Source organism: Flavobacterium xanthum (assembly GCF_900142695.1).
In the GTDB taxonomy this organism is placed as follows: domain Bacteria; phylum Bacteroidota; class Bacteroidia; order Flavobacteriales; family Flavobacteriaceae; genus Flavobacterium; species Flavobacterium xanthum.
In genome coordinates this window covers 16,600-35,135 of the sequence record NZ_FRBU01000022.1, presented here as the reverse complement: position 1 = coordinate 35,135, position 18,536 = coordinate 16,600, and the positions used below count along the sequence as shown (strand labels likewise).

13 protein-coding genes are annotated in these 18,536 nt (G+C 34.4%); 2 read left to right on the top strand and 11 right to left on the bottom strand.

Annotated elements, in window-relative coordinates:
• Nucleotides 1-62 precede the first annotated feature (62 nt).
• The 8 genes from gyrB to BUC11_RS10470 all read right to left on the bottom strand — a co-directional run bounded on the left by gyrB (nucleotide 63) and on the right by BUC11_RS10470 (nucleotide 14,375).
• Entirely contained in the window at nucleotides 63-2,006 is a 1,944-nt protein-coding gene (gyrB, locus tag BUC11_RS10505) for a DNA topoisomerase (ATP-hydrolyzing) subunit B (RefSeq protein ID WP_073353917.1), read from the bottom strand.
• A 182-nt stretch (nucleotides 2,007-2,188) separates the two neighbouring features.
• Nucleotides 2,189-3,805: an asparagine synthase B gene (gene asnB, locus BUC11_RS10500; RefSeq protein WP_073353916.1), complete on the bottom strand. Its 1,617-nt coding sequence runs from the start codon at nucleotides 3,803-3,805 to the stop codon at nucleotides 2,189-2,191.
• A gap of 445 nt (nucleotides 3,806-4,250) precedes the next feature.
• Nucleotides 4,251-5,876 (bottom strand): amidohydrolase, encoded by a 1,626-nt coding sequence (locus BUC11_RS10495; protein WP_073353915.1) that lies wholly within the window; start codon nucleotides 5,874-5,876, stop codon nucleotides 4,251-4,253.
• 171 nt (nucleotides 5,877-6,047) lie between these two features.
• Nucleotides 6,048-7,724: an asparagine synthase B gene (asnB, locus tag BUC11_RS10490; protein WP_073353958.1), complete on the bottom strand. Its 1,677-nt coding sequence runs from the start codon at nucleotides 7,722-7,724 to the stop codon at nucleotides 6,048-6,050.
• 221 nt (nucleotides 7,725-7,945) lie between these two features.
• Nucleotides 7,946-8,395 (bottom strand): hypothetical protein, encoded by a 450-nt coding sequence (locus tag BUC11_RS10485; RefSeq protein ID WP_073353913.1) that lies wholly within the window; start codon nucleotides 8,393-8,395, stop codon nucleotides 7,946-7,948.
• A 168-nt stretch (nucleotides 8,396-8,563) separates the two neighbouring features.
• The gene (locus tag BUC11_RS10480; RefSeq protein ID WP_073353911.1) at nucleotides 8,564-10,300 is read right to left on the bottom strand and encodes a porin family protein; all 1,737 of its coding nucleotides are present in this window, start codon (nucleotides 10,298-10,300) and stop codon (nucleotides 8,564-8,566) included.
• Nucleotides 10,301-10,415: 115 nt separating this feature from the next.
• Nucleotides 10,416-11,279: a PhzF family phenazine biosynthesis protein gene (locus BUC11_RS10475; RefSeq protein ID WP_073353910.1), complete on the bottom strand. Its 864-nt coding sequence runs from the start codon at nucleotides 11,277-11,279 to the stop codon at nucleotides 10,416-10,418.
• Between the two features lie 81 nt (nucleotides 11,280-11,360).
• A complete protein-coding gene (locus BUC11_RS10470) occupies nucleotides 11,361-14,375 on the bottom strand; it encodes a tetratricopeptide repeat protein (protein ID WP_073353908.1) in 3,015 nt (1,004 codons plus the stop codon).
• A gap of 246 nt (nucleotides 14,376-14,621) precedes the next feature.
• Between BUC11_RS10470 and BUC11_RS10465 the strand changes: the two genes are divergently transcribed.
• The gene (locus tag BUC11_RS10465; RefSeq protein ID WP_073353907.1) at nucleotides 14,622-15,308 is read left to right on the top strand and encodes a cell division ATP-binding protein FtsE; all 687 of its coding nucleotides are present in this window, start codon (nucleotides 14,622-14,624) and stop codon (nucleotides 15,306-15,308) included.
• The gene (locus tag BUC11_RS10460) at nucleotides 15,308-16,198 is read left to right on the top strand and encodes a glycosyltransferase family 2 protein (RefSeq protein WP_073353906.1); all 891 of its coding nucleotides are present in this window, start codon (nucleotides 15,308-15,310) and stop codon (nucleotides 16,196-16,198) included. The genes BUC11_RS10465 and BUC11_RS10460 overlap by 1 nt, the downstream gene beginning before the upstream one ends.
• Here the strand turns inward: BUC11_RS10460 and BUC11_RS10455 are convergent.
• The 3 genes from BUC11_RS10455 to BUC11_RS10445 are packed head-to-tail and all read right to left on the bottom strand — an operon-like array spanning nucleotide 16,195 to nucleotide 18,520.
• Nucleotides 16,195-17,295, bottom strand: coding sequence for a glycosyltransferase family 4 protein (locus BUC11_RS10455; protein ID WP_073353904.1), 1,101 nt, complete (start codon nucleotides 17,293-17,295; stop codon nucleotides 16,195-16,197). The two genes, BUC11_RS10460 and BUC11_RS10455, sit on opposite strands and share 4 nt — an antisense overlap.
• Nucleotides 17,292-17,699 (bottom strand): sugar 3,4-ketoisomerase, encoded by a 408-nt coding sequence (locus BUC11_RS10450; RefSeq protein ID WP_073353903.1) that lies wholly within the window; start codon nucleotides 17,697-17,699, stop codon nucleotides 17,292-17,294. The genes BUC11_RS10455 and BUC11_RS10450 overlap by 4 nt, the downstream gene beginning before the upstream one ends.
• A complete protein-coding gene (locus BUC11_RS10445; protein ID WP_073353901.1) occupies nucleotides 17,696-18,520 on the bottom strand; it encodes a glycosyltransferase in 825 nt (274 codons plus the stop codon). Before BUC11_RS10445 ends, BUC11_RS10450 begins: the two co-directional genes overlap by 4 nt.
• Nucleotides 18,521-18,536: the final 16 nt, after the last annotated feature.

Genomic DNA, 18,536 nt, shown 5'->3' with positions numbered 1-18,536 from the left:
GTTAATTTGGTTACTTGTTATTGTGTTAATCTATTCGAATGAAAACGAATGGTTACATTAAGTTACGCATCAATATTTGCGTAAACTGCATTTTTCTCAATAAATTCTCTTCTTGGCGGCACCTCATCACCCATTAGCATAGAGAAAACTCTATCGGCTTCCGCCAAACTGTCAATAGTTACCTGACGCAACGTTCTGAAACCCGGATCCATTGTAGTTTCCCATAATTGCTCCGCATTCATCTCTCCAAGACCTTTATAACGTTGAATTCCTGCGCTACCGCCCATTCTTTCATTCGCTTGATCGCGTTGTAAATCATTCCAAGCGTACTCTTTCTTGTTTCCTTTTTTAACTAAATATAAAGGTGGTGCTGCAATATAAACATGACCTTCTTCGATTAATTCTTTCATAAAACGGAAGAAGAATGTCAAAATCAAAGTAGAAATATGACTACCATCGACATCGGCATCACACATAATAATTACTTTATGGTATCGTAATTTTGAAATATTTAATGCCTTACTATCCTCTTCTGTACCAATGGTTACACCAAGTGCCGTAAATATATTTCGAATCTCTTCATTTTCAAAAACTTTGTGATGCATCGCTTTTTCAACGTTCAAAATTTTACCACGCAAAGGTAAAATAGCTTGAAAATTACGGTCACGACCTTGCTTTGCCGTTCCACCTGCCGAATCTCCCTCGACAAGATATACTTCACATTTTGCAGGATCTTGCTCCGAACAATCTGATAGTTTCCCTGGTAATCCACCGCCACCCATTACGGTTTTGCGTTGTACCATTTCACGTGCTTTTTTAGCTGCGTGACGCGCTTGCGCTGCAAGAATTACTTTTTGAACGATGATACGGGCATCATTTGGATTTTCTTCCAAATAATTTTCAATCATTTCACTCACCGCTTGACTTACCGGAGAAACAACTTCTCTGTTACCAAGTTTCGTTTTCGTTTGTCCTTCAAACTGTGGTTCTTGAACTTTTACCGAAATAATAGCAGTTAATCCTTCACGGAAATCGTCTCCTGAAATATCAAATTTCAGCTTATCCAACATTCCAGAAGCATCCGCATATTTCTTTAACGATCTAGTTAGACCAGTTCTAAAACCTTGCAAGTGCGTTCCTCCTTCGTGTGTATTAATATTATTTACGTAAGAAAAAATATTTTCCGTGTAACTTGTGTTGTAAATTAACGCAACCTCAACCGGAATTTCTCCTTTTTCATGATCCATAGAAATAACGTGTGCAATAATTGGCTCACGGTTTCCATCTAAATAACGGATGTATTCTTTTAAACCTTCATCAGAATGAAATACTTCTGATACAAAATTTCCATCTTTATCTTTTTCTCTTTTATCTGTAAAAGTAATAGTAATTCCTTTGTTCAGATAAGACAGTTCGCGCATACGAGCAGATAAAGTATCATAAGAGTACTCTATTGTTTGTGTAAATATGCTTGGATCCGGATAAAAAGTAACGATTGTCCCTCTTTTTGTTGTTTCACCAATTTGTTTAACTGGATATAATGCTTTTCCTTTTTCGTATTCTTGTTCGTATATTTTACCATCACTACTGTGAACGGTAGCTCTCAAATGATTCGATAAAGCGTTTACCACAGAAACCCCAACACCGTGAAGTCCTCCAGAAACTTTATAGGAATCTTTATCAAATTTTCCACCGGCACCAATTTTAGTCATTACAACCTCCAATGCCGAAACACCTTCTTTTTTATGAATACCTACCGGAATACCACGTCCATTATCTTCAACAGAAACGGATCCATCTTCATTAATATCAACTATTATGGTATCACAATGGCCTCCCATTGCTTCATCGATCGAGTTATCTACAACCTCATACACTAAATGATGCAGTCCTCGAACACCCACATCTCCAATATACATCGAAGGACGCATTCTTACGTGCTCCATTCCTTCTAATGCCTGAATACTATCTGCTGAATAACTGTCCTTCTTGATTTCTTCGCTCATATATATTTTATTGTAAAAAATGTAATTTTTGTATAACACGCAAATATATAAAAACGCAAATTATATAACCGTTAAAATCCCTTTTTAAGCCCTTAAGTTATTAACATTTGTTCATATAAATACAAAAAAACGCTCCCAAAATTGAGAGCGTTCTTCATTTATAAAAAATTCAAATTTTTGCATCAAACTACAACTCCTGTTTTAGCAATTGCAGTATCGGCTTTAACGTGAGCTGCATTAGCTCTTCCGCTTGGATCAAGGTTTTCTTGCCATTTCGGAATCCATTTCCTAACCGTTTGTGCCGCACTTATTTGTGGATAATATTTATTAAATATCGATCGGTAAAAATAAGCTTCTTTAGTGGTTGGTGCGTTATAAGGAAATTCCTTTGCAGCTCCGGCTAATTGCTCATCCGTAACTTGTGTCGCACAATAATCAATCAATTCATCAATCCACCTGTATCCTACTCCATCTGAAAATTGTTCTTTTTGCCTCCACAAAACTTCTTCTGGGAGATAAGGGTTTTCAGGTGTATCAAATGCTTTTCTTAGAATGTATTTTTCTTTTCCATCGTACGTTTTAGGCATTTTTTCTTCTGCTTTGATACGAACCGCCAAATCTAAGAACGCTTTGTCTAAAAATGGAACTCTAGTCTCTAAACCATGGGCCATAGTTGATTTATCGGCTCTTAATAAATCGGCAGTGAATAATTTCTGTACTCTTTCAATGGTTTCCTTTTGAAAATCTTCTGCTGACGGTGCATTTCTAAAATACAAGTACCCGCCAAAAATCTCATCGGCTCCCTCGCCTGAAAGCACCACTTTTATACCTAAATCAGTAATTGCTTTTGATAAAAAATACATGGGTGTACTGGCTCTTATTGAAGTCACATCATATGTTTCCAGATGCCAAATTAATTTATCTAAGATTTGAATTCCTTCTTCAACAGTAAAATGAATTTCGTGATGTTCTGTTCCTAAATACTCCGCTACTTTTCTGGCGGCGGCCGCATCCGGTGCATCCGCATCTAAGCCGATAGAAAATGAATGTAATTTTTTACCGCTTTCCACCAATAATCTAGAGGCAATTGCTGCAGTCAAGGAAGAATCCAACCCTCCCGAAAGCAATACTCCAATAGGCACATCACTCATTAAACGCTTGCGAGTTGCTTCGGTCAAAGTTTGCCTGATTAATTCCAAATCTAATGCTTGGTCGGCTTTTAAATAATCTTCGTATTCCGGTTTGTAATATTTTACAAAACCTGTTTTTGCAGTGTAATAATGTCCCGGTGGAAAAGTAGAAAATGTTTTACATTGATCCGTAATAGGTTTCATTTCAGAGGAGAAATAGATTCTTCCTCTTTCGTCCAAACCATAATACAACGGTTTCACTCCCATTGGGTCTCTGCCGGCAATAAAATCATCGCCATCGACTACAACAAATGCCCAATCACCGTCTAGCATGTTACAGAAATCATAACCATACTCTTCGTATAAATGCACAATAACCTCTGAGTCTGATTTGGTTCTAAAAGTATGTTCTTTCAAAACTCCATCTCTTAATTCTTGGTGATTGTATATTTCGCCATTATGAACCATATAAGCTGCTTTCGTACCTTTTATAGGTTGTTTTCCGGAATGCAAATCGATTATCGACAACCTTTCATGACTCAAAATATGCCCTTTTTCAGTAACATGCAGATCACTTTCATCTGGACCTCGATGCGTCATTCTTTTTGAAAGTTCCCCAAACAACTGTTCCTCTTTTCCTCTTCCGATAATGGCTAATATTCCGCACATAACACTATATTTTTATTTTTTACCAATTCTAAGTCGACAAATATGCAATAGCAGTTACAAACACAAAACATAATTAGTGCATTTAGTTACTATTTAAAACCAAAAAGTGAATTTTATCTTAAAAATGTAATTTAAATACCAATAAATTAAAATATTCTATTTCAACTGTAAACTATCGCTATATTCTAAAATAAACAGCATCAATTTTAAACATATAAGTCATGTAAGTTTAAAAAAATCAGTTTCTCAAATCGTGATTAAAAGGGAATATAAGTTAAAAACGTTCTTTGCAAGGCAATGTGACTTTACTTAAATGAACTTTTAGATTTATTTGATTTTATTCAAGAAATTAAAACTTATGTGACTCCTATGTTTTAACAATTCATTCTACAAAATGCTGTTATCTGCAGAATTAAGCGTAAGTTATTAAAGGCTAACAATTCAATTACTTCACTTTCTTCCCTTTTAAATAGGTGTTTCTAGGTTTCATTTTCACTATTTTATTTTCTTCCACTTTCATTAAATCCTGATCAAACATGACAAAATCAGCCCATTTTCCCACTTCCAAACTTCCTTTTTCTTTTTCTTCGAAATTAGAATAAGCTGCCCAAAGGGTCATTCCTCTTAAAGTTTCGGCTCTAGTCAACGCGTTTTCCATTTGAAAACCACCTTTTGGATATTCCTTACTGTCTTTTCTGGCAACTGCAGCATGAAAAGTCAACATCGGATTTACTTCTTCCACAGGGAAATCAGTTCCTAAAGCTACCATTCCAGCTTTTTGAAGTAATTTTTTATACGCATACGCATTTTTAAGACGTTCTTTCCCCAATCGATCCTCCGCCCAATACATATCAGATGTGGCGTGCGTAGGTTGAACCGAAGGAATAATTCCAAATTTGAAATAATCAAAATCTTTTTCACGCAAAACTTGAGCGTGCTCAATTTTCCATCTTCGGTCTTTTGTACCAGCTAAAACATCTCCATAAATTTTCAAAATCACTGTATTGGCAGAATCTCCAATAGCATGCGTATTCAACTGAAACTTTGAAGCTGCAAGTTGTTTTGCAACATGTTTTAATCCCGAAATAGGTGCCAACAAAGCACCGTATTGGCCCGGTTTATCAGAATACGGCTTGTGCATGCAAGCGCCACGAGAACCTAAAGCACCATCGCCATACATTTTAAAAGAACGAACATTCAAATTATCCGTTTTATAAATTCCTTTTTTTAGATACAAATCAATATTTTTTTGATTTGCTGTAACCATAGCATATACGTTAAGCGTCATCACTTTTGCTTTTTGCAAACTGTCCATCAAATGAATCACATCAGGATCTAAACCCGCATCATTTACTGTTGTCAAACCATAATCAAACATCACTTTTTCAGCATCCAACAAAGCCGCAATTTGTATTTTACGTGTTGGTTTTGGAATTATCTTAAACACTAATTCCATCGGATTATCTACTAAAATCCCAGTTGGTTCCCCGTTTGCAATTTCAATTTGACCACCATCTGCTTTAGTATCTTTCGTTATTCCTGCTAATTTCAATGCTTTACTGTTGACGATAATCGCATGCCCGTCAACTCTGTTCAATACCACAGGAATATCAGGAAATGCAATATCTAAATCTGCTTTAGTAGGATACTTTTTTACTTTCCAATCGTTTTGGTCCCAACCATTTCCCACAATAAAAGTTGGATTTTTATCTTTTTGAAAAGCTTTCAAACGAGTAATTATTTCGTCCATACTTTTGGTACCACGTAAATCAGCTTCTTGTAAACTCAATCCATAGCTATAAAAATGGCAGTGTGCATCAAACAAGCCGGGATAGATGAATTCCCCTTCAGCATCAACTGTATTCTTCGATTCATATTGTTTCGTAATTTCACTATTTGTCCCTATAGCTACAATTTTCCCCTTATCGATCGCCATAGCCGAAGCTATTCCAAAAGCGTTATCTAAGGAATAAATCGTTGCATCTGTAATAATCGTATCAACGGAAATTTTAGTTTTTTGACTACAGGAAATCAATAAAAATAAAGCAAGAAAAAGTGAAATGAATCTCATAATTAACAATTTAGTTAGGCTAATATAAAAAAACTCTTCCTAATTACTTCAGACAATGCATAATTATAACGTTTTTTCAAATTCTATACTTTTCCATAAAAATATTTACATAAAAAAACGCTCTCGAAATGGAGAGCGTTTTATCAATTTTAAAATCTTCTTTTTTACTGTTTATGCTTTCACATACGCATCATCATGCACACTCGCTACTGCTCTTCCAGATGGATCATTCATGTTTTTAAAAGCTTCATCCCATTCCAATGCAATTTTTGTACTGCACGCTACACTTGCTTCTTGCGGAACACACAAAGCTGCGGCATCACTTGGAAAATGCTCATGAAAAATAGAACGGTAATAATATTCCTCTTTGGATGTTGGCGTTTGTAGTGGAAACTTGTATTTAGCATTTGCCAATTGTTCGTCTGAAATTTCAATAGCAACTGTTGCTTTTAAGGTATCAATCCAGCCGTATCCTACACCATCACTGAACTGCTCTTTTTGTCTCCAAGCAACACTTGGTGGCAACATATCCTCAAAAGCCTTACGAACTACCCATTTTTCCATTGGATGTTCTTTATTGATCATTTTATCTTGTGGATTAACTCGCATCGCCACATCCATAAATTCTTTATCTAAAAACGGCACACGTCCTTCAATTCCCCAAGCAGCTAAACTTTTGTTCGCACGCAAACAATCGTACATGTGCAATTTCCCTAATTTACGAACGTTCTCTTCGTGAAATTCTCTTGCGTTTGGTGCTTTATGGAAATACAAGTATCCTCCAAAAAGTTCATCCGCTCCTTCACCTGATAATACCATTTTTATACCCATCGATTTAATAACTCTCGCCATCAACCACATAGGTGTTGATGCTCTAATCGTAGTCACATCATAGGTCTCTAGGTTATAGATCACATCTTTAACAGCATCTAAACCTTCTTGAATTGTGAATTTAATTTCGTGATGAATGGTTCCAATATGATCCGCAACAATTTGCGCTGCTGCTAAATCTGGAGAACCTTCTAATCCAACGGAGAAAGAATGCAATTGTGGATACCAAGCATCGGCAACATCACCGGATTCGATACGTTTTTGCGCATATTTTTTGGCCACAGCCGAGGTAATAGAAGAATCTAGTCCTCCCGAAAGCAATACACCATAAGGCACATCGCTCATTAATTGTCTGTGAACCGCAGCTTCTAAGGCCACTTTAATTTCATCAATACTAGTTACGTTGTCTTTTACGGCATCATAATCGGTCCATTCTCTTTTGTACCATTGTACAAATTCGCCATCTTTACTTGACATATAATGTCCTGGAGGAAACAATTGGATTTTGGTACAATATCCTTCTAGCGCTTTCAATTCTGAAGCTACATAAAAAGTTCCGTGCTCATCCCAACCAATGTATAATGGAATAATTCCCATGTGATCACGAGCAACAAAATACTCATCTTTTTCAACATCATAAATAGCAAATCCAAAAATCCCGTTCATTTCATCTATAAAATGAGGTCCTTTTTCTTTGTAAAGTGCTAAAATTACTTCACAGTCACTTTCAGTTTGAAAGTTGTATTTGCCTTCAAATTGTTTACGCAATGCTCTGTGGTTATAAATTTCACCATTTGCCGCTAAAACCAATTGTTTATCTTCACTGAACAACGGTTGTTTCCCTGAAGCTGGATCGACAATTGCCAAACGCTCGTGAGACAAAATGGCTTTTTCATTACTGAAAATTCCGCTCCAGTCCGGTCCACGGTGACGGATAATTTTAGACATTTCCAACACTTGAGGTCTTAAAACCTCCGCTTTTTGTTTTAGATCAAAGGCACATACTATTCCGCACATAACTATATATTTTAAATGTTTTTGTTTATTTTGATAAGGCAAAGATGGTATTATAGTTCTAATTGAAAAACACAAATCCTGTTTTTAGTTTATATTGACAACCAAAAATAGCGATTTGTGTTTAAAATGTAATTAAAAAAGAATGAAAATAGAATTGAAGTTGAAGACTGTAAAGTTGTGGTCTAGATAAGACAATGTCACAATAAAATTATACTCTATTTTTATCTAATTTCCTCAACCAAATACTTCGTACCATTAATCTCAAAAGTAAAACCTTCTTGGTTTCCCATCAATTTATTTCCCAGCGGCGATTGCGGAGATAAGGCAATAATATTGATTCCTTCGATATTAATTTTAGGGAGCGCCACACTCAGATACAAATAGATTCCGTTGGCTTTTACCAAGCTCCCCACAATTATAGTATTAGCAATTGCAGCAGGATCAATTTTATCCAAAACTGTTTTTTGATCCAATACTTCTCTCAATTTCCGATTGAGTTTTTCCTGCTCAATGTGCATCATGGATAGCGCCGTTTCGTGTTTGTCTCCAGCAGAACCTTTGGCATCGTTCTTCGAATCTTCGGTAAGCGCTACAATCATGTCTTTGAATACATCGATCCGATCCTGAACTAATTGTAAATAATGGGTATGTATTTTTTGTTTGAAAGTCATTTGAAGAGTTTAACCGCAAAGTAAGCAAAGTTTTCCGCAAGGTTCGCAAAGTAATTTTGTAAAATCGATTGTAGCTAAAACATTTATATTCTAATTATATAAAACTTCCAAAAAATAAAATATTCCCATTCTTTGCGATAACCTTTGCGCACTTTGCGGTAAAGAAAACTAAAAATCAAATTTATAATTTACTCCTAAAATCACCTGAAATCCTTGAACTGGGTAATTCAACCATTTTTGGTATCCATTATTAGTGATATTATTCGCTCTTGCAAAAGCAGTCAATCGGTCGCTGTATTTGAATCCTACATTGGCATTGACATCAAAATAAGATTTTAAAGTTACTGGAATAGCATTAGTTACAATAGCAGTATTCATTTGGAAATCTTTTCGCTCGCCTACGTAAAACACATTGGCACCAGCAAACCATTTTTCTGTAATATTAAAATCCAAACTGGAGTTTATTTTTATTGCTGGCAAATTCCACGCTTCTTGCTGAAAATTATTTGTAAAACTACTAAAACTTCCATTAACTCCGAAAGTGATATTTTCAGAGAAATCTGCTTTTAATTCTCCATAAAAGTTTAAGGTTCTCATATCATCGTATACGACTTGAAAAGAATTTCCAAAGGCGTAATCGGCATTCCCAGCATTCTCATCATAACTATTGCTTTTAAACAATGCTTTATTTCTCTCATTTAGGTAAGAACCTCTCAAGTTGTAACTCACTGAATTGGTCAATTTCCCTTTCAGTCCAGCAAAAACATCATACTGTTGATCCGTAGGTGCAATAGCTAATGTTGGGGATAAAAATGGATTACTATCTACTAAATCCTGATATGAATTTTGTCTTAAATCACCTTCGGCACCCGCATAGAAAATCATCAAATCACCAACCACCTTATAAGAGGCATTGAATTTTGGATAGACATAAAAGGTATTGCTGCTATTTTGATTGTCCCTACTATAAAAAATTGCAGCACCAATATTCAGTGTCCAATCCTCTTCTTGCATTACAAAACTCGGTGAAATTCCAAAATTTGTAAAACTATATTTCAAAGGTTCCGTATTGGTATTTGTATAATTATTTTTGAAATTTCCAGCGACATAATCAACAGTTAAATCTGTTTTCACCGCACTTTCCATTACATCAAAGGATATGGTTGGTTTAGCGTAAAACCTATTTTCAGAAGAATCAAAACCATCGGAAAAATGATTGAATTTCAAACTTGTTTTATTCAATATACTTTCGTTAAAAGCCACATTTCCTCCCAGAGAGATGGTGTTGTAGGACTGTTTTGGATTAATACTATTGATCAAAATAGATCGATCTTGAGACGATAAAGTGGTACCAAAACTCTCTGGTAATCCATACCAATTGTAAATTTGATTTTGAAATCCTAAATCTAAATTCCAAGACACATTCTTTTGATTTGAACCATACATTAAATCAAGTGAAGTGTCAAAAAAACGGTCATCAAGATTAACGTTTTCTATACCGCCTTGAGAAGAATGATGACGGAACATACCGCCAACATAGTCCGTCGCATTTAAGTCTTGGTTTACAAATAATTCTCCTATAAAAGTTCCGTAATTACCAACACCAAAAGTTGCGTAATTTTTAAATAAAGGGGCTTGAATTTCTTTTTCAACTCCTTCGGCTTTTCCTTTTGAGGGTGTAAAAGTAGAGGCTACAGGAAAGGAAAAAATAGAATATTTTATGCTTTCTTTTTTAGCATTTCCCTCCTCATCCAGTTCCGGAATTTCTTTGACTTTAAAAGCATCTGAAATTTTTGGGGTATACGGTTTTACAACATTTACCGTTTCATTTCCTATTTGCTCTTTCTTTTGTGCAAATGAAAATTGGAAGACGAAGAAGAACAAAATCCCAAACCCAAACCGCATCGAAGTAAAGGGTTCCGAAAAAGTTGATACTTTATTTGTTCTTATTTTTATTTCTAAATCTTTAAATGTCATGTCTAATTTTTTTATTTTGTACCTATTATTCTTTTGTTATAATCTAAACTTCCCACTCCCCTTTTGCAATAAATTGCGTTTTCCCACCTATTTTGATATCAAAATTGTTCTCCTCTAATTTTCCATTAAAATAAATCTGAGAGGGTCTCTTGATAAAATCTCCTTGATAATTGATCATTTGGATTTCAGGAGAATAATATTTCAAAAGAAAAGCCTGCAAACAACAACTCGCACTTCCAGTGGCAGCATCTTCTATAAGTTGGTTATTCTCTAAACAAAGCATCCTACTTGTAAGCTTTGTTCCTTCTAAACAATAAAAATAAAAGGCTCTATGGTTTGTTTTACAATGAGCGCGCAACCAAGCATCCATTTTAATCTGATTCAGGATTAAATTTTGCAATACTGTTGCATTTTTAACAGGAACAATTACAAAAGCGCTTCCCGTGGTCACTTCCTGAATGGGAAATTTTACATCAAAATCATCAAGACTTAAATTGCTGAAGGATGAAAAATCCTCTGCCAAAAAAGTGTCTAAAAATTGTGGTTGCGCAGCTTGTAGCCATACCAAATCGTCTGATTGATAAACTACAATACCACCTATTGGAACTGACAAATTGATCTTTTCAGTGCGCTTCTCAAAAACTTTGTGCATCAAAACCCATGAAGTTCCTATTATGGGGTGCCCCGCAAATTGCATTTCGTGTTCTGGAGTAAAAATTCGTATTGTTGCTGCATTATTTTCCTGATCGAGCTTCGTGATAAAAGTACTTTCCGCAAAGTTTGTTTCTCGGGCAATGGTCTGCATCTCATTAGTGCTTAACTTTTGTGCATCCAAAAACACAGCCAGTTGATTGCCCGCATATTTATGTTCCGCAAAAACATCTACTATATAAAAAGGGATTGTCATTCTTTAATTTTTTTGGCTTTCGACTATTCTCAAAATTTCATACTTACTTTAGTTATTTTCTAACTTTCTTGCCGCGTTTCTTTATTTTGTAATTGATGAATTTGTTTTAGACTCTTCGGCTTTTATAGTGTTCAATTCTCTTTGCGCATCTGACACTACATCTGGAAAATCAGTAAAATTTTGTATCACATTTTCTAAAATATAGGTTGCCTGATAACTGTCTTTCAATCCGTAGAAGTTTTTTGCCATTACAACTAAACCTTTGGCTCCAAAATATTTATAACTAGCGTAATTTTTCGCTAATTTTTGAACAGCAACATTTGACTGTTCAAAATTTCCGTCTTTGTTTTTAAAATAAGAATCATAATATAGCGCTTCGGCTGCTAATTCTCCTTTTGCAATTGCCATTAATTTGGTGTAGGCAACTCTTGCTTTTGCTTCATCTCCCGTTTCAATTGCCGCACGCGCTATAATAATTTGAGCATCACTTTTTACATTATCGTCAGCTTTTGGATTCATCAAAACTTTCTCCGCATACGTGCCTGAACTGCCATAATCTTTCTTGTCATAATACAATTTCATCAAATTGGATTGTGCAAAAGTCGTGTTTTGAGAAATATCAGATTCGTTTTCTAAACGGGATAAAACTACAATTGCCTTGTCGTGCTGTTTATTTTTAAGAAAAATTTGAGCCAATCTTGACAAAGACTGCTCTGTAAACTCACTCCTAGACTGTGCAATCACATACTCAAAATTAGGAATTGATTTGGTTTCAGATCCTTCTGAATAATACGATTGACCAAGGTAGTAATTAGCTTTTAAGGCATGGATGCCTCGAGGAAATTGACTTACATAGCCACTAAATCCCTGGATAGCTTGCTTAGTATTGTTTTGTTGAAATTGTTTTTCAGCAGCTTCGTAGGTGTCATTATCCAATTCTGCATCCGTTACAGCAACAAAATCTAACGTACGAACCCAACTAGCATATTCATCCACTCGACCACCATCAACATAAATTAATCGGGCTGTTGCAACGGCTTCTAAAGCTTCCGGCGTTCTAGGAAAATCGGCAGCCACTTTTTTAAATTTCAACAATGCCTGATCGTCATTATCGGTGTTATAATACACTAAACCCTGACGCAAAATAGATTTAGAAGTGAAGGAGCCTTTTTTAAACTCCGTATTTAAACGCTCGTATGTTTTTATGGCGAGATCATTTTTGTTAGCGGCAACGTAGGTATTAGCCAATTCAAAAAGTGCATCGTCTTTGTATTCAGACTTTGGATACAATTGCACAAAAGAGTTTAATTCGGTCATTTTAGTGTCATTTTTACCCATAAATCCATAAGAAATTGCTTTTTGAAAATATGCATAATCCGCATCTATACTTTTAGATTCAATCACTTTATTATACGCATCCATTGCTGGGCCGTATTTTGAAGTTACAAAACGACAATCTGCTAAACGCAAATACGAATCATTCAATCGCACTTTATCAGCTGGTGCTTTCTCTATTTGGTTTTGAAAATAATTCCCTGCCTGATCGTATTCTTTTAATTTAAAATAGGAATAGGCAATATTATAATTGTGGTTTTTGTATTCTGGGGTTTTTGAAGCTTGGCTTGAACCTGCAAATTGTTTAAAACTTAACAATGCCTCCTTGAAATCATTCGTTACATATTCAGCTTCCCCTTTCCAAAAAATGGCTCTGCTAGTAAAAACTGGATCTTTTTGTTCGGTTGTAGCTTTCGTAAACATCTTTAAAGCATCTTCATACTTTCCATCCGTGTACAATTCCAGTCCTCTATAAAACAGTACTTTTTGATAGGCTAATTTATTTTCCGGCGATTTATTTTTTTCTAATAAAACCAACGCTTCTTTGTAGTTTTTAGAAGAAATATAGGAATCAATTAGCAATTTCTCTACTTCAGAACGGTTGGCGTTATTTGGATATTTGTTTAAAAAAGATTGAAGAACCGCTGGTACACTTTGATACGAATTTCCTAATTCATAACTCAATTTAGCATAATTCAAACTGGCATCTTCTTGTATCGCCAAGTCAAAATCCATTTCCGAAGCATTTTTAAAAGCATTCAACGCTTGCTGTTTTTTATCGGTATTGAGGTAACTTTCTCCTAAATGGTAATATGCATTTTGAGCTACAAAATCCTTTCCACCAATGATTTTATTGAATTGGGAAATGGCATTTTCATAGTCTTTTTGTTTGTAGTACGCATATCCCAATTGGTAAAAATCGGTATTGTTCCACTTTCCTCTTTTCCCTTTGTAAGCGACTAAAAATGGAATGGCTGTATCGTATTTTTTTAAATTAAAATAGCTTTCGCCAATGATTTTATTTAATTCTGATTTTTCCAAAGGATTTGATTTGGCCATTGCTTTCTGACCCAAATCAATTGCTTTTTGGAAATTTCCCAACTTAAAATTCATATCTGCTTGATAATAAGAAAGCTTTTCTTTGTATTTCTCTTCACCTGAAACCTCGTCAAAATACTTTGTCGCTTGTTTATAGTCATCTCCTTCATAGGCCATAAAACCGAGGTAATATTTGGCCTGAGACCCATATTCAGCAGAATTCACTACCTTGTTCAAGTAGGAAGTAGCTTCTTTTTTCTTTTTAGCATTAAAAAAACTATAGCCTTTTTGGAAATTAAATTTATCTTGATCCTTTCTACTCAAACTACTTTCATCCACTTTGTCAAACCATTGTAAAGCTTGCGCATAATCGCCTTGCGTAAAATGATAATGTGCTACTTCAATATAAGCTTGATTTTGCTTTACGCTTGTTGGGTAATCTGTTACAAATTGCTCCATCAACGCATCCGCATTTGCTTGATTGGTTCGAATGGCACAATTCGCAGCGTAATACGCACAGTCTGATTTCAATTCTTCCGTGGTGGCCGTTTCCTTTACTTTGTTGAAAATTAGTTGTGCCGATGCATATTGCGCGTCCTTAAATAGAGAAACCGCTTTATTAAAATCTTTTGAATCGTGCGTGTAAATAGCCGATTTTTGTGCTGAAAGCACCGCCGTTATTATAAAGAAAGAAAAGAAGTAGATCCAGGAAAATTTACGCATTGTGATTTTATTTTAATAATTCAAATGTATTATATTCTGAACTCTATAACGAATCACAATTGGTTTTTATTATGAATATTTATTCTTCAAGGTATAATTTGACGTTCTTTTGATACTATTAGTAAAATCTCACATTTTAAAAATACACCAATATTCCTATTTTCTTTAATTCTGTTTAATACAACAGAATTTATTTTGAATAGAAGCGTTATCTTATTACTTTTACCCCATAAACAAATGCAAACTATGTCACAATCCGTACTGTCTTTAAAAAATGTAACTATTTATCAAGAAGGAAAATCTATTTTAACAGAGGTGAACTTGGAGGTAAATCATGGAGAATTCCTTTACATCATTGGAAAAACAGGGTCAGGAAAAAGCAGCTTAATGAAAACTTTGTATGCTGATTTGCCATTAACCGAAGGAGAGGGAAACATTGTCGACTTTGATTTAGCTTCTTTAAAAGAAGATGACATTCCGTTTTTGAGAAGAAAGATTGGAATCGTTTTTCAAGATTTCAAACTGCTTCCAGACCGCACTGTGAATGACAACATGCTTTTTGTACTTAAAGCAACGGGCTGGATCAATAACGTAGACATGCAGCATAAAATTGAAGAAGTTTTGAATAAAGTAGGGATGAAAGATTTTGGTAAAAAAATGCCTCATCAGCTTTCTGGAGGGGAACAACAGCGAGTGGCCATTGCTCGAGCTCTACTAAATGATCCCGAATTAATTCTTGCAGATGAACCTACAGGAAACTTGGATCCACAAACGAGTGCAGAAGTATTAGAGGTATTGAAAAAAATCAATGCCAATGGAAAAACCATCATTATGGCAACGCATGATTATGCCTTGTTAATGAAATTCCCTTCCAAAACATTGAAATGTGAAGACGCCAAAATTTTTGAAGTGATTCAGCAGAGAACAGTATAATGCTTTCGATACTAATTCCGGTTTATAATTACAATGTTTATCCGCTGGTTTTGGAGTTGCAAAAGCAATGTATCAATTGCGGAATAGTGTTTGAAATCTTTTGCCAAGACGACGCTTCACAATCAAGTTTGAATGCATTTAATGAGAATATAAATGCATTATCAGATTGTAGTTTTGTATCGTTAAAAAAAAATCTGGCACATCGTGAAAACAGAAATTCCTTAGCTGAACAAGCGAAATTTGAATATTTACTTTTTGTCGACGGGGACTCCATTATTATTAGAGACGATTATATCAATAAATTCATTTCTAATTTATATGATTTTGATGTGGTTTATGGAGGACGACAACATCCTGAAAAATGCCCTTCCGACAATCAAAAACTACGTTGGAAATACGGGAAATTTATTGAAGATAAATCTGCAACGAACCGAGAGAAGAAGCCCTTCCAATCATTACTTTTTAACAATACCGTTATAAAAAAAGAGTGTTTCAATCAAGTAAAATTTGATGCTCATCTAAAAAAATATGGTCATGACGACACGCAAGTTTCGTATCAATTAAGTCTATTAAACGCAACAGTAAATCATATTGAAAATGTTGTTGAACACGGAGATATTGATATAAATTCGGTCTATTTAAAAAAAACTAAAGAGTCATTAGAAAATTTGATTGCGCTTTATGAAGAAGAAAAAATTGATGTTGCTTTTGTAAAGTTGATTCAATTGTATCATTTTTTAAAAGGTACAAAAATTACTTTTATTATTTCCAAAATACATTCCGTTTTTCAGCATTTATTAATGAAGAATTTGACAGGAAATCATCCTAATTTATTTCTTTTTAATTGGTATCGAGTTGGATATTTATGCGCTATCGATGATAAAAATTAATTCTTTTTTATTCTAATAAATAATTCATCCCAAGTTTGCATAATCACATCGATGTTGTATTTTTCGATGGATAATTTCGCCTTTTCACCCATCTGTTGTCTTAGTGTCGCATTTTCGATTAGAGCTACTACGGCTTGCACGTAATCTGATTCCTTACCATTTTCGATCAAAAATCCATTTTCATTTGGAGTCAAAATTTCTCTGGGGCCACTGGGGCAATCATAAGCAACGCATGGCAATCCAGCCGCCATCGCTTCAATTAACACCATGCCAAAAGCTTCAAAACGAGACGTCATTAGGTAAAAAGAAGCTTCCAAATATTTCTCTTCAATATGTTGAACTGGCTCATGAAAGGTAACATTATTATAAATATTTAGATTTTTAGCGATGGAGCGTAAATCTAGATTTTCAGTTGATTTCCCGTAAATACCCAACGTCCAATCTGGATGGTTTATTACTACTTTTTTCCAAATTGCCAACATCCTGTCAAATCCCTTTTCATAAGTATGTCTCCCAACGGCGATTACTTTTTTGCTTTGTAAAGCATTGTGCTTTCTTATCGTAAACCATAATGGATTTGGAATCACTAGCGTATTTTTGACATCCCATTCTTTTCCACTTTCGCTAGTTAATACTACAAATTGATCGTATTTTTTGACACCTCTGTTTTTCAAGACAGTCTTAAAACTCGAAGTAATTTTTGTCAAAATGTTTTTTTTAACTTCTTTTTCCTCGATAAATCTGGAACTGTGCATTTCTAGAATTAGCGGAATTTTATTTTTTAAAATAAAAGGAATTAAGTAGGCTTTTAAACCGTTATCACATACAATAATGACATCTGGCTGAATGACTTTCACTTTCGCTTTTAATGCATTTTGGTACAAATTAAAAAGACTAATTGCAGTGCCTGTTAACAGCATATCGTGAAAAACAATATGCTGATTGAAGGGATAGAATAAAGCAGAAAAACCATTGTTTTGAGTAAGAATATGAACTTCGTATCCAAAGTGTTCAATAAGATAATTAGTTTTTATCGAAAGTACTCGGGCGACACCTCCCGCGTTATTGATGTTAGGAACAATGTATAAAAGCTTCATTTTTTAGACTCCAAAAATTCATTAAAATCCCGAATATAGTCTTCTTCGTCATAAACATCAGAAGCTAAAACCAAACATACGGCTCCTGAAGAAAAGTTTTGTAATTCTCTCCAAATTCCCGTCGGAATATGCAAACCAATATTAGGTTTATTCAATAGAAATGATTTTTTTTCTACTCCGTCATTTAAAACTACTTCAAAACTTCCGCTCAAAGCGATTAAAACTTCTTGCTGCACAATATGTGAATGACCCCCTCTAAAAGCATTACTAGGAACATCAAAAAGGTAGTACACCCGTTTGAATTCGAATGGTAAAACGGCCTCTTGAATAAATGCTAGGTTTCCCCGCGTATCTTCTATAACGGGAATCTTTAATAATTGAATGGAATTTATAGTTGTTTTCATTTCTGCATTTGTATAAAATCTAACTTGCCTTTATTTGCTGATTTTATCGCTGCAAACAGTTGATTTAGTTTCACTTTATTTTGTTTAAGATCGAAAAAAAGCTTTAAAAAAACTCCTTTATAATAACCGTATTTTGAAATTCTGGTTAAGAAAGCGCCTTGCACGTAATACCGTTGTTTAAAATTTAATTTATTGTCTGTTGAAAACCTCGAATGACTTGCAATAACTTTTGGCACAATAATTACACTTTGCTTTTGCTTTCTCCAATCAGATAAAAAAATAGCTTCTTCACCCATTGCAAATGGACTTCCTATACCAAAATTAGTATCAAACTTAATATTCAATTGGTCGAGAGCTGCTTTTTTAAAACTTATTTCAATGGACAAAATATTAGAAATATCTAGAAAACTCAATCGAGTTTTTGCTGTAGAAGGATATTTTTTAAACAAGAAACCACTAAAATCATCGATTGCAAAACAAATACTTTGTGCTTCTTGATACTTATTGTGCGCTTCAAGAATAGTGTTTTCAAAATCTTCTTTAAATACTTCGTCGTCATCTGCAATTAAAATAATTTCTCCTTTTGCATTTTTAAAGCCCGTATTCCTGCTTTTTGACAACCCTTTTTCAAATGAATTTACTATTCGAATTGACGGATAATTGGAAACTAATAATTTATCCGGTTGGGTTTGGTTGATAATTAAAATCGAAAAGTTTGAAAAATGAGAGAATGAAAACATCGGAATTAAAAAATCCAATGAATCTCTATCCATGGTTGACAATACTATTTCCAGATCTCCTTTTTTAAATTCTTTTATCAATTTGTACTTATATTTA

Coding starts and splice junctions, on each gene's coding strand:
- BUC11_RS10485 (WP_073353913.1), bottom strand. CDS start 8,395: ATGACTTTCAAACAAAAAATACATACCCATTATTTACAATTAGTTCAG.
- BUC11_RS10455 (WP_073353904.1), bottom strand. CDS start 17,295: ATGAAGCTTTTATACATTGTTCCTAACATCAATAACGCGGGAGGTGTC.
- BUC11_RS10450 (WP_073353903.1), bottom strand. CDS start 17,699: ATGAAAACAACTATAAATTCCATTCAATTATTAAAGATTCCCGTTATA.
- BUC11_RS10475 (WP_073353910.1), bottom strand. CDS start 11,279: ATGACAATCCCTTTTTATATAGTAGATGTTTTTGCGGAACATAAATAT.
- BUC11_RS10465 (WP_073353907.1), top strand. CDS start 14,622: ATGTCACAATCCGTACTGTCTTTAAAAAATGTAACTATTTATCAAGAA.
- asnB (WP_073353958.1), bottom strand. CDS start 7,724: ATGTGCGGAATAGTATGTGCCTTTGATCTAAAACAAAAAGCGGAGGTT.
- asnB (WP_073353916.1), bottom strand. CDS start 3,805: ATGTGCGGAATATTAGCCATTATCGGAAGAGGAAAAGAGGAACAGTTG.
- gyrB (WP_073353917.1), bottom strand. CDS start 2,006: ATGAGCGAAGAAATCAAGAAGGACAGTTATTCAGCAGATAGTATTCAG.
- BUC11_RS10470 (WP_073353908.1), bottom strand. CDS start 14,375: ATGCGTAAATTTTCCTGGATCTACTTCTTTTCTTTCTTTATAATAACG.
- BUC11_RS10480 (WP_073353911.1), bottom strand. CDS start 10,300: ATGCGGTTTGGGTTTGGGATTTTGTTCTTCTTCGTCTTCCAATTTTCA.
- BUC11_RS10460 (WP_073353906.1), top strand. CDS start 15,308: ATGCTTTCGATACTAATTCCGGTTTATAATTACAATGTTTATCCGCTG.
- BUC11_RS10495 (WP_073353915.1), bottom strand. CDS start 5,876: ATGAGATTCATTTCACTTTTTCTTGCTTTATTTTTATTGATTTCCTGT.